This window comes from uncultured Mobiluncus sp. (assembly GCF_947087965.1).
Taxonomy (GTDB): Bacteria; Actinomycetota; Actinomycetes; order Actinomycetales; family Actinomycetaceae; genus Mobiluncus.
In genome coordinates this window covers 363143-376262 of sequence record NZ_CAMUES010000001.1, presented here as the reverse complement: position 1 = coordinate 376262, position 13120 = coordinate 363143, and the positions used below count along the sequence as shown (strand labels likewise).

Below are 13120 nucleotides of genomic sequence, written 5' to 3'. Positions count from 1 at the left end.
GGCGGGCGGCTAGCCGAAGCTGGCCTTTAGCGAAGCCGCCCCGGTAGCTGTGAGTTCGACCTGGGTCAGGGAACTGATGAGCGGAACCACCAGCGGAATTTTGCCGGTGGCCTGCAAAGTTACCTGTACCCGGGTCGAAGCCACATCTACGTCAACCAGGTCAATTCCCTGCAAGCCAGAGTTCGTGCCTATTGCCGCCCCTGAGAGGTATTCGGCAGCGCGTTCCGAGGCGTGATTCGGTTCGATTTCCAGGGGGACGCCGTCAACAATTCCATTTTGATAGTAGGCAGCATCCGCGATGTTGGAAGCTGCCATCGATGCGGTCTGGTCTGCCAAACGCTGCAAGCGCCGCTGTTCCAGATAAACCCCGGACAGCGCCATGCTCATCAGGATAATCACACAGAGCAGCACGCAAGCAGCCAACCCCAACAGCATGACGCGGCCGTCCTCACCACCGAGACGGTCGAACCGGGCGGAAAGCCGATGCAGCACCGCACCGTCCTTGTGCCATTTCCTAAGCCCCATGCTCGCCCCACTGAATCGGATGCTCCGCGCCCAGCGGCAAGGAAGCGGGAAAGGAACCCTGTAGCATCGTTCCCACCAGCGGCAGGGGGACTTCCACACTAACGTGGACGATACCGCGCGAACCCGCGGCAGGGCACGGTCCAGTCACACAGTCCAGAGTGTAGTGGGCCTGTCCCGCCGGTAATCCCTGGTCAGCGGCCGCCATCTGCACCGCCAAGTTGGCCGAACCGACCCCTGTTTCGGGATGCAGCGTGAGGATACGCGCCGCTCCGGCTGCCCCGGCCTCGGCCGCGTACAGACCAGATTGAATCTGAAAGAAAGCCAAAATCAGGTACACCAGCGGTATCAGGAGCATCATGGTGATGCCCACAAACTCTAAGGTAGCCTCGCCGGATTCCTCACGAACCAGCCGCTGCACCAACCTCGATGCTTTTCGATGATGCCCGCGCCTCACGGCCCCTCCTCTATTACCGCGTGCCCCACCGCGGTCAAGTCCCCCGCTCCGAACAGGCCAATAACCGGCATAGGAGCCTTCACCCGTACCTCCATTACTTCCAGGTCTGAGGTGGAGTAGGGGCCGCTGAGCGTCGTCAGAGTCACGCGCTCGGCGCTGACCGTATGCACGTAGTCGGGACCCAAAGTCGAGGCCAGGACACTGCGCACGGTGTCATCGGCGGCGCTCGCGGGGGCACCCGACAGCGCTGCCGCGTGCGCCCCCGCCCCGGCCGCATCAATCAAAGTCGTGTGCACCCACAGGGCCAAAGCCAGCTGCATCAACCCCAGCACCAGAATCAGTACCAGCGGCATGACGAGAGCGAAACTGGCCGGCTCTGAACCGGACTCTCCCCGCCAACACGGCCACAAGTGCCGACTGCGGGATACTCGACACTCAGAGAGCCGAGACATGGGCTATGGCATCGTTAAACAGATTCGTTAAAGCGGGCAAGGCTACCGCCGACAGGGCCACCACCAGCCCCGCGGTCATCAGGGTCACCATCACCCAGCCGGGAACGTCGCCGTCTTCAGCCTGCAGGCGGGTGTATACGAAGTTTCGCAAGGCGCGGAGTTTTGGCATGTTTTTTCCTTTCGATTGTTATTTTGACTATTTACAGCTGTAGAGCTACCAACCCGGGATAGAGAGCGAAAACCACGGTGAGCGGCAAAATTAAGAACACGACCGGCACCATCATTAGGACTTCTTTCTTTCCACCCTCCGTGAGCAACTGGGTTCGCGCCACCGCTCGTGAATCCGCCACTTGGGAACGCAGCACGCCCGCCAAGGGAGAACCGCGTTCCAACGCAGAAACAATTGCATCAATGAGGTGCGCGAGGATTTCGGAATCGTTGCGGGCTCGAGCTGCGGTCAAACTGGGAGCCAAAGAGTCTCCGTTATCAGCCGCGGCCAAGATTTTTTCCAACTCCTGACCGGCGACATCGGTGCAGCGGGCGGATACCCGGTGCAAAGCTCCATAGAGAGGTTCTCCGGCTCCCACCGCCAGCGCCAACATCTCGATGACATCGGGCAGTTCTTGATTCAAATGCAGTTGGCGACGCCGCGCCGCGCCCGTAAGCCGATAATCGGGAATCAGCAATCCCGCCAACACAAAACAGGTCAACATCACGAAAGCCCCTAAAATCGGCAAGGTTTTCCCCAAAAATCCCAGGAGACTGACAATAACCGCCAGACCTCCCAGAGACAGGGCCCATCGCAGCTGGGAGCGACGAAATCCGCGCACGTCCCTAGGCAAACCCGCCAGTTGCAGTCTGCGCTCGACAGAATCTTTGGAGGGACTGATAAACGTGAGAAACCTGGTCAAGCCGTTATGGAGGAAAGAGTCATCCGGCAATCCATCACCGCGAGAAGCCGCCATCACAGTCAGGTCGGCCTGAACATAAGGAGTGATTCGCCAAGTCGGAAAGGAGCCTTGACGAATCCAGGGTCCCAGACACACCCCGATAAGCCCACTCCCGGCAATGATAGCGAGGCTGCCGACAATCCAGGTCAACGGGTTCTCCACGGTCTACTCCCGCATCGTGCGCGGACTGACTTCCAGGCGTCCCAGCCGCAGCATCAAAATGTACGCCAGCGCCGAAACCAACGCCCCCACCAGCAAAATCATGGAGCCGACCGATGTGGAATACACCTCTAACGTACCCGGACGGCTCAACAGCAGTGCCAAGATAATCCACGGGGAAGCGGCGGCCAGCCGCGCCCCGGTCACGGTCCAAGATTGGCGTGCCAGCACTTCCCCACGAGTTCGTTCCTCCGCACGGAGCATCGCACCCAAATCCTCCAACAGAACCACCAAGTCGTTGCCCCCCACTTGTGCAGCTAAACGCAGTGCTTCGACGATACGATCCCCCACCGGATCAGCCAGTTCATGCTTCAAGATTTTTAGGGAGGCATCGAGGTTGCCGCCCGCTCGATAATCGGCCGCGAAATGGGCAAAAGGCACTCGCAGCGACTTTGGGGCTCGGGCGGCAACTTCCAGGAGCGTTTCACCCAAACTCAGCCCGGCCCGCACCCCGGAAACCAGATTATCCACCAGGTTCGGCCAGGCTTTGCCGCGCTGACTCTGCACGGAATGCAGTTTGCTCTGCAGTCCCAAAAATGGCAGATACGCGGCTAGCAGCCCGGCCAACCACCCAACCATCACCAGCCCGGTGACCAGGGTGAGGCAAATCCCTGCCGACACTCCTGCCAGGAGGGACAGCGCCAGGAACTGTTCCAACCCAATGCGTGTTCCGCTCACCGCGGTGATGTCGTTGAAGCGGGTACGGCGCTGCGCCCAATAGCGTTTCAGAAAGCTCTCTCGGTGCGCCGAATGCCGTCTCGGCGCGAACGTCACCAGGAAAATCCCGAAAACCGCACTGAGGACTGCCGCCAGAGTCAATAGGGAGCTAGTCATGGGGTGTCTCCCGCCAGATAGCCGCCAACTGACTGGCTCGAGAACCGAAGGCGGAAAGAAAATCAAAATCCGCGGAGTTCTTGACTGGCTGAGCACCATCGGGTGGCGCACTGTATAGCGGGTGCGCCGCGACCTGGCCACCGTGAAGGGTCCCGTCTAATGCCAATACTTCCGTCACCGCACGGCTGCCTTGCCAGGTTCCGCGCAGCTGCACCACCAGGTCTATGGCTCCCGCTACGGTCGGCACCACGAATGCTGCGGTCACGTTTTCTCCGGCCAGTAGCGGCAGGGTCGACAGTTTCGTAATCGCCTGGCGGGCGGTGTTGGCGTGAATCGTGGACATACCGGGGATTCCGCAGTTCAGAGCGATGAGCATATCCAGGCTTTCGGCGCCGCGGACCTCCCCGATAATGAGTCGGTCGGGGCGCATCCGCAGGGTTTCCCGAACCAAATCCCGCAGAGTAATCTCACCTTGGCCTTCTATCGAGGCGTTGCGGGTTTGCATCGCCACCGCGTCCGGGGCTTTCAAATTGAGCTCCAGCACTTCCTCACAAGTGATGATGCGCTGGTCAGGAGGAATCTCACCACACAGGGCGCGAACCGTGGTGGTTTTCCCCGATTGGGTCGGCCCGGCCACCACGATATTCAGGCCGATACGCACCGCTTCGGCCAGGAAACGAGCCATCCACGCGGGCATCATGTTGAGCCGAACCAGGTCCCGCACCCGCACCGCTTTCGCGCTGTGCTTGCGGATATTGATGGACCAGGTAGCCGTCACGGGCGGAATGACGACGTGCAAGCGTTCTCCGGTTTCCAAGGTGGCGTCCACGCAGGGGTTGACAAAGTCCAGATGCCGCCCCGAAGCTCTCAGCATCCTCTCCACCAGGGCTTCTACCTCGTCTTCAGCCAGCAACAGGTTGGTCAGGTGGGCTTGTCCGTCGCGGGAACAAAACACCTGGGAAGGACTGTTCAACCAGATTTCTTCCACCGCTGGATCATCCATCAGCGGCTGCAATTTCCCGTAACTTAAGCCCAAGTCGACAACTCCCTCGCGCCTGAGAGCCAATACAATTACGGTCAGTTTAAACGCTTTTTTTACTGCTACAGTGCAAGGGTTCCCGTCCAAAACGGTAAATTCTCATCTTACATTCATGTAATCTTCAGGTTTTTCTGAGGTTTGCCATAGTTTTGCCAAAAATCGATGTAGGTTTCCCGGCTGGTCACGCACCCCGCCCCAGGCGGGGCTTTAAATGGCCAGATTTCCGGCTTTCCGGAGCGGTCTGACGGTTTGTCCCCCAGGGTGACATAAAATTGAGAGATGAGCGATACCGATTTTCTGACCTTGGCGGCTTTGGCCACCGTGGCAGTTCCAGACCTTGAGGTTGAGTCCCTGTGCCCGCCGCTGGGCGAAGACACTGATTTTCGCTGGGTCGGCGTCCTCGATAATCACTCAGCCCGGTGGAGTATCGTCGGCGCTAAGCATGTGGATGCAGAGGCGGCCCTGGACAAGCAGCAAAAGATTTTAACCATGCTGGCCAATTACCGCGATGCGCACCGACTTCCTTTTGATGTTCCCCGTATCGAAGGTAGCGCCACCTCGAAAGACGGGACCTCTATCTTTGTTTATCGCCAGTTGCCGGGCAATCCCTTGGAGTTCAACGAGCTGGCAGAGGATCCGGACCTGCTGCGTGCCTTGGGCAAAGCCATCGCGGCGCTACACGAGATTCCCGCCAACCTGGTTGCTCATGTGGGCTTCCCCACCCCCAGCGTAGATGATATCCGTGCGGACCTGCGCAAAAACCTCTCCCGAGCGGTCGCGACCGGTTTGGTTCCCCCAGTTCTGCAGGCTCGTTGGGAACAAGCCCTTGACGAAGATGCCTGGTGGCATTTCCATCCCACATTTGTCCACGGCTCCCTGGAGCCCCAGCATGTCCTGGTCGCGGATTCCCGAATTTTGGGGATTTCCGGGTTTGCCGAGGTCAGCGTGGGCGACCCCTCGCAGGATTTGTCCTGGGTAGCTTCTGAGCTGACGGATGAGGCCGTGGACCTAGTCTTTGATGCCTACCATTTGGGACGCGCGGAGGGGTCAGACCCGTTCTTGCGTCAACGTACCGACCTGTGTATTGAGCTGGCTCTGGTCAATTGGCTCAATTGGGGGGTCGACCAGGGAGATGCCTCGATAATTGCCGATGCCCAAGACCTGTTGAACGAGCAGCTGGAGCGGCTGGAGGGAGATTTGTCACTAACGGGCCGCCCTCTCTACGAGGACCAGACCTCCAGCATTCCTGACCGTAGCTCGGAAGGGAGTGAAGCCCCCTCCGAGAGTACCGCGGAGATTGCCGCGGAGTCAGATACCCAGGTTTCCTCACTGCCCCCGGATAAAGCCTAAGACCGGGTAGATTCGGTCCGCAACACCGGGACGAACTACCCCGGACACCGTCCTGACCAGCCTTTCTCTACCGTTCCTCAACGGCACGAGACCGGGACAGACTTCGTCCCTTCCTCATTCTCAGGTGGCGTTATCTTCGGAGTGCCACAAGACCGGGGCGGCCCCCTCGCCCTTCTGCCGTCCCCTCCTCCGCGAAGCCGGGGACGGTACGCGTCTAGGGCAATCCGGCAGCGGCCTCAATATCCAAACTTTTCTAAAACTTCGTCGGCCTCCTTTCCACGGTCCGTCAAGTTACTAATCAAGAGATTCTGACTGTAGTCGGTTATCCCCAGCTCGTCGAGGATGTCCTGTAGGGTGAGCAATTGGCGCTCCGGGTCGTCCTCATTGAGAAACACGTAGGCACACACGATGTCCTCCGCGGGGGTCAAGGGATGGGCCTGTAACCAGTAAAGGCGATAGATTCCCAGCTGGTGCAGCCACTGAGAATAGTCCTTCGGGGTCGGGCGCCGGCCGGTCTTCCAGTCGAGAATCCAGATTTTCCCGGTTTGTGCCTCCTCAAACTGTGCGTCGATGCGCAGCGGAATCACGGCACCAACCCCTTCCCCAACATAGAGTTCACCGTCAAATTCGACTTGTGGACGGCGCAGGCGGCGCAGCAGTTCCAGGTCAGCGTAATGCTGTTGCCATTTGTGCAGCAGCTTGCGCTGGTCTGAGGTGAACCCGTCTTCCATCCCGGCATCAAAAATGAGCGCGTCTTCATTTTCGAGCTGGCTGGCAATCCACGCGTGCATATAGGTTCCCAAACGAGCCGCCGCACTGGGCTCCTGCGGCAGGGGACGCAGACGTTGGAGCAGGTAACCCTCGCTGTCTTGCGCCAAACGCGCCATCCCGGTAGCAGAAATTCGTCCCAGCAAATCGCCCGTTCCCAGGCGCGTTTGCGGCTGGTGCAGCAGTTGACTCAAGCGGCGCTCGGTTTCTTCAGTGGCGTCCTGACTGACTCCGTCAGCAAATTTGCCGCTAGCCAAAGCATCCTCGGTAACTTGATACGCATGAGCCAAGTCCTGGCGAGTCTGGGTCCACGGCAGGGCCGGCCAAACGCCTCCCTCGAATCGGTCCTGATTCGGATTTTCGGTTTTTTCAGGGATGGACGTGACTTCGGTTTCAGGCCATTCGACGCTGGGGAGCGCAATTCCCAATCGGGTGGCCTCCTGTGCAAACGTCTCAGCGTTGAACGGAGTCAGCAGGTTTTGGGCTTCAGCTGTGCTTTCCCCCGAGGTCTGCACGCTCGGCGCAGCGGATGGGTCTTGTCGGATGACGTCCGGCCCGTCCGCCCCACCCGCGACATCAGCATCGGTGAAGATGCGTTGGTGCGGGTCTTGTTGCACCAGGAAAAACTTGCTGGGCAAACGTTCTGTCTTGGTTTGCCGCTCAAACCAGCAGTGTCCCAGCAGCAGCCGTGATTTGGCACGGGTGAAAGCCACGTAGGCCAACCGAGACTCTTCTCGCAGGGTGTATTGGCCAGCCTCTTCCCGATATGACTCCAGCAGACCTTTTTTCGATGACACTTTTCCTTTCGCGGTCAGAACCGTTTGGGTTTTCAGTTCCAGCTCGGGCAGATGAGCCCGGTCGCTGCGCAGTGGATAGGGCAGAACGTCGCGTCGCATCGCCCATATTTCGCCTTTGCCGGAGGGGAAAGTGTTTTTGTTCAGGTTTGGGACGGCCACCCAATCCCATTCGAGGCCCTTCGCGGCGTGCATGGTGATAATCTGAACCGCCGCATTATCAACCTCGAAGTCCAGGTCAGCGAAGCTGGCTTCCTCTTGTTCACCGGCACTCAGCCAGTTAAGAAATCCACTCAACGTTGCCCCGGGAATCCGCCCAAAATCACGAACCAGGTTTAAGAACTCGACATAAGCCCCAGCTTGGCACGGGGAGCCAGGCAGCTGTTGCTCAATATCCAAATCGAGCAGTCGATGCGCCAAACGCGTCAACACTAAGGGGGTTGCGAACGCGGCGTTCTCCTTGAGTTCCGTGAGAATTCCACGCAGTTTTTCCAATCGCATGGCAGCCTCAACGGAGACTTCAGCACCGCCCTCCATCACAATCTGGTAAGGAGTGAAACGGTGCGGATTTCGCCCCACTGCCTGTATATCGCTCAATCCCAATCGATATCTATCAAGCAAAATTAGCAGGCTGGCACCTTTTTCCGGGTCATCAGTGACTTCCAAAGCGGCCCGCACCAAGCGCACCCCCGGATCTTCCAAGACACCTTGCATACCCCTGGTTTGATAAGGAATTCCAGCTCGGCGCAGTGCCTCAGCCAAGTTAGGAATAGCGTTTTTCGCACGGCACAGTATGGCAGCAGTCGGCAACTTTTCGGCGGGTATCCCCTCACTTTGCAGCTTGACTCGCTGGGCTTGCCATAATCGGAAAAAGTTCACCACCGCTTGACTTTGCTCAATGTCGGTCAATGTCTGGATTCCGTAGACGATGCCGGGGCTCGCTCCCGGTCGGGCCCGCAGAGGTTTACTGGCGGAGGGCTGGAGACTCTGATTCCGGCGGGCTTTCCCACTCGCGCCCGGGGAAGGGGCCGTGGTCAGTTCGGCCGAGATTCGGTTAGCGACTTTGAGGATGACTTCGTCGTTACGCCACGAAGTCGACAAGGTTCGGGTGAGTAGTAGGTGAGGATCCGTGCAGAATATGTCGCCAAAGTCCTCCATCGAAGCTGCGGAAGCCCCTCGCCAACCGTAAATGGCTTGATTCGGATCACCCACCGCGGTAACCGCGCAATCGCGAAAAATTCCCGAGAGAAAACGCATCTGAGCCACCGAGGTGTCTTGGAATTCGTCCAGGAACACCAGCTGGAATCTCTCCCGCTGACTTTCCCCGACGACCGGCAGTTGCTCGACCAAACGAACCGTTTCCCGAGTTTGGTCAGAAAAGTCTGCCATCATGAGTTCCTGTTTGCGTTCGTTGAAAGCCTGGATGACTCCTGTGGCGTTACGTCCGAATTCCATAGTATTGAGGATGGTATTCAAATGGCGCAATGCTGTCCCGTTGAGTTCTGAACCTTCGGAATCACGCAGGTGCTGGGCGGCAGATAGATAGGAACGGTAGGTCTGTTTCATCTCAGCCAAATCTACGAGATGCGAATTCGTATCGTTAGCCAGGGACAGCAGATTTTTTATCAGATGTTCAGTGTTTTCACCTTCGCGTTTCACCCCCAGCGCGCCCGTCCAGCTTTGCACTACGTCAGTCATGATTTGGTACCTGGCGGCATCAGTGATGGTGGTGAAACCCGATTCACGCCCGACTAACGTGCCGAATTCGGTCAGGAGGGTTCCCGCATAGGAATCGTATGTCGAGACACTGACGGGGTGGCGCAGCAGTTCCGGGGTCATGCCCCGCTGAGCGAGAGTATCGAAACGTTGGCGCAGTTGGTCAAGGTCAAAGTCTGCGGCTTTTAACACCGCGGTAACCTTCGCAGTTTGCTGCCGATTTTGCACTGACTCCATGAGACTCGCGAAGCGTTCCAGACGCAACGCGAAACGGGCCGCCATTTCCCCCGCTGCCTTGCGAGTAAAGGTTAAACCGAGGATGGATTCAGGAACAATACCAGCGTTGATGACCCAGTAAACCAGCCGGTTCGCGATGGTTTCCGTCTTCCCGCTACCGGCCCCGGCTACCACCAGGAGTTGTCCCCGCGGAGCCGTAATTACCGCGGATTGTTCCTCGGTCGGCGGATTAGCCCCCGTCAAAGCAGCCAGGTCAGCCGCTGAGAACAGTTCTTTCACTTGTTTGGACGTAGTCATCGTTTTCTCACTTCCACTCCGAGGGGATCCCCTTCGCCCCAAGCATCGAGGAATTCAACTCGTGACAAATTCGGTCCGCTGAACGCCTCCACCGCTAAGTCCACACGGTCTTGTAAATAGTCCCGCAACGGCATGGTTTCCGGATCGGGCGCTCCCGGAGCTTCACCACGTAGCCAGGCCAGCGGATTGAGCAGAATCTGGCGCTGTTCAGCGGAGAATCGCTTGGGGAGGGTAATCGTTTCCGTTCCTGGCACCAGGCCTTTTTGTACCCAAATTTTGGGGTCTCGCGGCTCTTCGATGACTTGGGAGTTCAGTGGCTCGTCCGAGTCCGGCGGCACAAGGAGTGCCACAATTTCCGCCAGGTCGCAGGGCTGTTGCTGACCTAACGCAGAGGCATTATAGGCCGCCTGGTAGAGAGCTAACTGCAGATTAGCCGCCACTTTTGCAGCACTGAATTGAGAAAGAGCTCCGGTCTTATAGTCGATTAAGATGACTTGCCCATGCGCAAACATCACCCGGTCGATACGGGCGTTGTACACCAGGGCGCCGGCCCCGGAACTGGCTGGCAACCGACCGGGATAACGCACCTCAAAAAGAGACGGATACTGATGATTGACCAAGAAAGTCGCCAGGGGCACCAGGCAGGTTTCGACTCGGCGACGGAAGTTCCATTCCATCCAGGTGTCTCCGGTCAGGGGTCCCAGCAGACGACGCGTCTCCTCGCGCAGTTCGGTCAGGACCTGGTCATACTCCAGGTCATCCCGTGGGCCGTGGTCCTTCCACCAGTATCTGCGCCCTAGGATTTCTGCGGCTTCGTGAACAATATTTCCAACTTTATTAGGCGCGTAAGGGTCATCGTCATCGTTAGAATAGCCGGACCAACTCAACACGTAATCCAACGGATTCTCCAAAGCGCGTTCCAAGCCTGAGGCATAGATGTGAACTTCGGTGGATTCCGGAGTGGTTACGCTGACCGGCAAGACACCCAGCCAATTGTCCGGGTGAGCGGCAGGACAGTCACCCGCTGCCAATTTCGCCAATAGCCCCGCAGCGGCAGGGGCATCAATAGTGGGAGTTCCCCAACTGGTTTCCCCACCCAAGCAGGCAGCGCGCAGGTAAGCCACAAAGTCACGCAGGTTCGTGGGCAGATGTCGATGCTGTTTCGGCTCCAACTGCAAAGTTTGTACCAGCGGCGTGAGGAAGGTGGAACGTCCTACTCCGTCTTGAACGGTGGTGCCCAAAATTAAACGTTCAGTGCAACGTGTCAGGGCGGTAAAGAAATGCCGGTATTCGTTTTGCCAGTTCCACAGGTAACCGGCACTGCTGGAGCTTGCAGGATTGTCGCGATTTTCCAGCTCGAACATGGAAGTACCCAAGATTGAACCCGGCCAACGCATCGTCGGCCAGCTTCCGTCAGTCAGTCCCGCTACTGCCACCAGGGGCCAATGCTGTGAGACAGCGGCTGCGGCTGACACGACAGTGACCGCGTCTCGCACCAGATGATGAGGGGCAACGGTGCCGGTCGGAAGATTGCGAGCCAACATCCCCCGTGCGAAATCTGCCGCGGTTTGGCCCGGATTTCGAGCCTCGAACCAGTCCGCCGCTTTGAACAAATCCATCACCAAATCCAGGTCAATTTGCAGGGTGGAACGCACCATGGGCATCAAACCGGGCTGCAGGGCTCGAGCCTGGAGGATTTCGGCGCGTCCCAGACCATCCCAGAGTTTCCACAGCAGCAACTGCACCGATCCCGGATCGGCTTTCCATTGCTGCCATCCCGCTTGGAGCGCTTGCCCCAGGTCAATGAGCTGGTTCGCGTCAGCAGATTCGGAGGTAATCTCAGCCAGGGTGCGCCCCGCGAAATCCTGGCCGGAAATCACCGTACACAAAAACTGACGGATGTAGGGCAGGATTCCAACTGTGTCGGACTCGCTTTGCTCATCATCAGCGGCATTTCCGGATTCCAGGGCGGAGAGGGAAGGCTTCTCGCCGTCCCCGACTTCCCCCGGAGGCAACAATGTCAGGTCATGCAGGAAAGAGTCGAGTCGCCGCATTCGCCACACGTCCCAGCCTACGAGGGCAGAAGAAAGCAATCCGACCAAATCCAGGTCCGAAAGCTCTACCTGGTCAGGGGTTTCCACACAAACTGCCTGTATCATCTGAAGCAGACAGCGGGTTAGACGCCCTTCGTTGAGCTGGGCTCCGGCCCCCGGAACTACCACCGGTATGTCCATGTTTTCCAAGACTTCAGCAACTTGGCGGGCTTCCAGGGAAGACCGGGTCAAAACTGCCATCTGAGAATATTTCAGGTGGTGGGCAGAGAAGATATGGGCATCTTGCAGGAGCGTCCCGATTTCTCGGTATTGGGCCGTGTCGGTGGGCTTTTCCACCAAGAAAACGTGGTCTTGACAGCCCGAAACGCAGGTTGAATCTGGCTGTGCCGAGTCCGGGGAGGACTCCCCCACAGCGTTCCACAAGCGTGCGCTGATGCCGTGTACTCCCAAGCGATTCACGGCTGTACGCCACACTCGGCGCAACGGTGCAGGGACGTGTTCCCGGTTCAGCAGAATCTCGGTGACGGTTTTGCCGGGGATGTTCTCTAACTGTTGCCACAGTCTCTCGCACAAGTGCGGACTGGCCCCGCGATAGGTGTTCACACAGGTTTCCGGCAGGGTACAGGCCACGAGGGCGGTTCCATGCGTCGCCCAAAGAGACAGGATGTCAATCATCAGCCCGTTGAAGTTTTGCAGATCATCGACTCCCACCAGTTCCGGAACCGGGGCTCCCGCCTTCACCGCCAAGAGGTATTCCTCAAAAAGTGAAGCCGTGTCCAAGGGCCAAGCAGATTGGCGAGCCTGCAGCCGTTGAGCCTCCCGGTCGGTGTGCATGGCCTGAATGAGCCGGGTCACTAGCGGATGAACCGCCGGTGGTGCGGGGTCTGATGAGGCGCCGCCAGCAAAAGCCCGGACACGGAAAATCCCGTCCACCAAATCACGGCGGAAACCTTGGGTTTCCAGGGCTGAACGCAGCTCCTCTTCGAGGGGCATTTCAGCCAGAAAATCCTGGATTTGGACCATCACCTCAGCATCGGTGGCCAGTCTAACCTCAGGCAGTCCTCCCTCTCTGCGCCATTGATTGAAACGTGCAAAGATTTCCGCCACGAAACCTTTGCTGGCACCCATGGGACAGTGCGGATCCTCAGATTGCGCCCGAATCTCCAAGGCTCGCTCGCTCAACCGGCGGGCGGCACCCGCGTTCTGACTCAACACCAACATCCGGGGATTATCCACTAGCAGTTGGGCTAAAAGCGTGGTTTTCCCGCTAGCCGGAACGCCTGCCACAAGCACAGATTCACCGTCATTAAGCGAGTGGCGAACTCGGCGCGATAAGTCATCGAAAATCTCCATACCCTGAGAGTATCAGCACCCCCGAAGGCGAAAATTGGAGACTATTAAACTCGCTCTCTCTTCGAGCGCATAATTCCC

At 58.3% G+C, this 13120-nt stretch carries 10 protein-coding genes; 1 reads left to right on the top strand and 9 read right to left on the bottom strand.

Annotated features, from left to right (window positions below):
* Positions 1-9: 9 nt before the first annotated feature.
* The 7 genes from Q0V70_RS01655 to Q0V70_RS01625 form a co-directional block, all read right to left on the bottom strand.
* Complete coding sequence (locus Q0V70_RS01655; protein ID WP_297587596.1) at positions 10-525, bottom strand: pilus assembly protein TadG-related protein; 516 nt, start codon at positions 523-525, stop codon at positions 10-12.
* A complete protein-coding gene (locus tag Q0V70_RS01650; protein WP_297587594.1) occupies positions 515-979 on the bottom strand; it encodes a pilus assembly protein TadE in 465 nt (154 codons plus the stop codon). The genes Q0V70_RS01655 and Q0V70_RS01650 overlap by 11 nt, the downstream gene beginning before the upstream one ends.
* A complete protein-coding gene (locus tag Q0V70_RS01645) occupies positions 976-1332 on the bottom strand; it encodes a TadE/TadG family type IV pilus assembly protein (RefSeq protein ID WP_282921927.1) in 357 nt (118 codons plus the stop codon). The genes Q0V70_RS01650 and Q0V70_RS01645 overlap by 4 nt, the downstream gene beginning before the upstream one ends.
* Positions 1333-1414: 82 nt before the next feature.
* Positions 1415-1600 (bottom strand): hypothetical protein, encoded by a 186-nt coding sequence (locus Q0V70_RS01640; RefSeq protein WP_297346924.1) that lies wholly within the window; start codon positions 1598-1600, stop codon positions 1415-1417.
* A 31-nt stretch (positions 1601-1631) separates the two neighbouring features.
* Complete coding sequence (locus tag Q0V70_RS01635; RefSeq protein ID WP_297346925.1) at positions 1632-2543, bottom strand: type II secretion system F family protein; 912 nt, start codon at positions 2541-2543, stop codon at positions 1632-1634.
* A 3-nt stretch (positions 2544-2546) separates the two neighbouring features.
* Positions 2547-3434, bottom strand: coding sequence for a type II secretion system F family protein (locus tag Q0V70_RS01630; RefSeq protein WP_297346926.1), 888 nt, complete (start codon positions 3432-3434; stop codon positions 2547-2549).
* Positions 3427-4500 (bottom strand): ATPase, T2SS/T4P/T4SS family, encoded by a 1074-nt coding sequence (locus Q0V70_RS01625; protein ID WP_366126440.1) that lies wholly within the window; start codon positions 4498-4500, stop codon positions 3427-3429. Before Q0V70_RS01625 ends, Q0V70_RS01630 begins: the two co-directional genes overlap by 8 nt.
* A 252-nt stretch (positions 4501-4752) precedes the next feature.
* Here Q0V70_RS01625 and Q0V70_RS01620 point away from each other — a divergent pair, with 252 nt between their 5' ends.
* The gene (locus Q0V70_RS01620) at positions 4753-5823 is read left to right on the top strand and encodes a macrolide 2'-phosphotransferase (RefSeq protein ID WP_297587588.1); all 1071 of its coding nucleotides are present in this window, start codon (positions 4753-4755) and stop codon (positions 5821-5823) included.
* Positions 5824-6059: 236 nt separating this feature from the next.
* Here the strand turns inward: Q0V70_RS01620 and Q0V70_RS01615 are convergent, their stop codons facing one another.
* Both Q0V70_RS01615 and Q0V70_RS01610 read right to left on the bottom strand, forming a co-directional pair.
* The gene (locus Q0V70_RS01615) at positions 6060-9635 is read right to left on the bottom strand and encodes an ATP-dependent DNA helicase (RefSeq protein ID WP_297587586.1); all 3576 of its coding nucleotides are present in this window, start codon (positions 9633-9635) and stop codon (positions 6060-6062) included.
* The gene (locus Q0V70_RS01610) at positions 9632-13042 is read right to left on the bottom strand and encodes a PD-(D/E)XK nuclease family protein (protein WP_297587584.1); all 3411 of its coding nucleotides are present in this window, start codon (positions 13040-13042) and stop codon (positions 9632-9634) included. Before Q0V70_RS01610 ends, Q0V70_RS01615 begins: the two co-directional genes overlap by 4 nt.
* Positions 13043-13120 lie beyond the last annotated feature (78 nt).

What these genes read in the sequence shown, in the direction of transcription:
- Q0V70_RS01655 (WP_297587596.1), bottom strand. Translation starts at nt 525, where the DNA reads ATGGGGCTTAGGAAATGGCACAAGGACGGTGCGGTGCTGCATCGGCTT.
- Q0V70_RS01645 (WP_282921927.1), bottom strand. Translation starts at nt 1,332, where the DNA reads ATGCCGCTGGTACTGATTCTGGTGCTGGGGTTGATGCAGCTGGCTTTG.
- Q0V70_RS01640 (WP_297346924.1), bottom strand. Translation starts at nt 1,600, where the DNA reads ATGCCAAAACTCCGCGCCTTGCGAAACTTCGTATACACCCGCCTGCAG.
- Q0V70_RS01630 (WP_297346926.1), bottom strand. Translation starts at nt 3,434, where the DNA reads ATGACTAGCTCCCTATTGACTCTGGCGGCAGTCCTCAGTGCGGTTTTC.
- Q0V70_RS01620 (WP_297587588.1), top strand. Translation starts at nt 4,753, where the DNA reads ATGAGCGATACCGATTTTCTGACCTTGGCGGCTTTGGCCACCGTGGCA.
- Q0V70_RS01615 (WP_297587586.1), bottom strand. Translation starts at nt 9,635, where the DNA reads ATGACTACGTCCAAACAAGTGAAAGAACTGTTCTCAGCGGCTGACCTG.
- Q0V70_RS01610 (WP_297587584.1), bottom strand. Translation starts at nt 13,042, where the DNA reads ATGGAGATTTTCGATGACTTATCGCGCCGAGTTCGCCACTCGCTTAAT.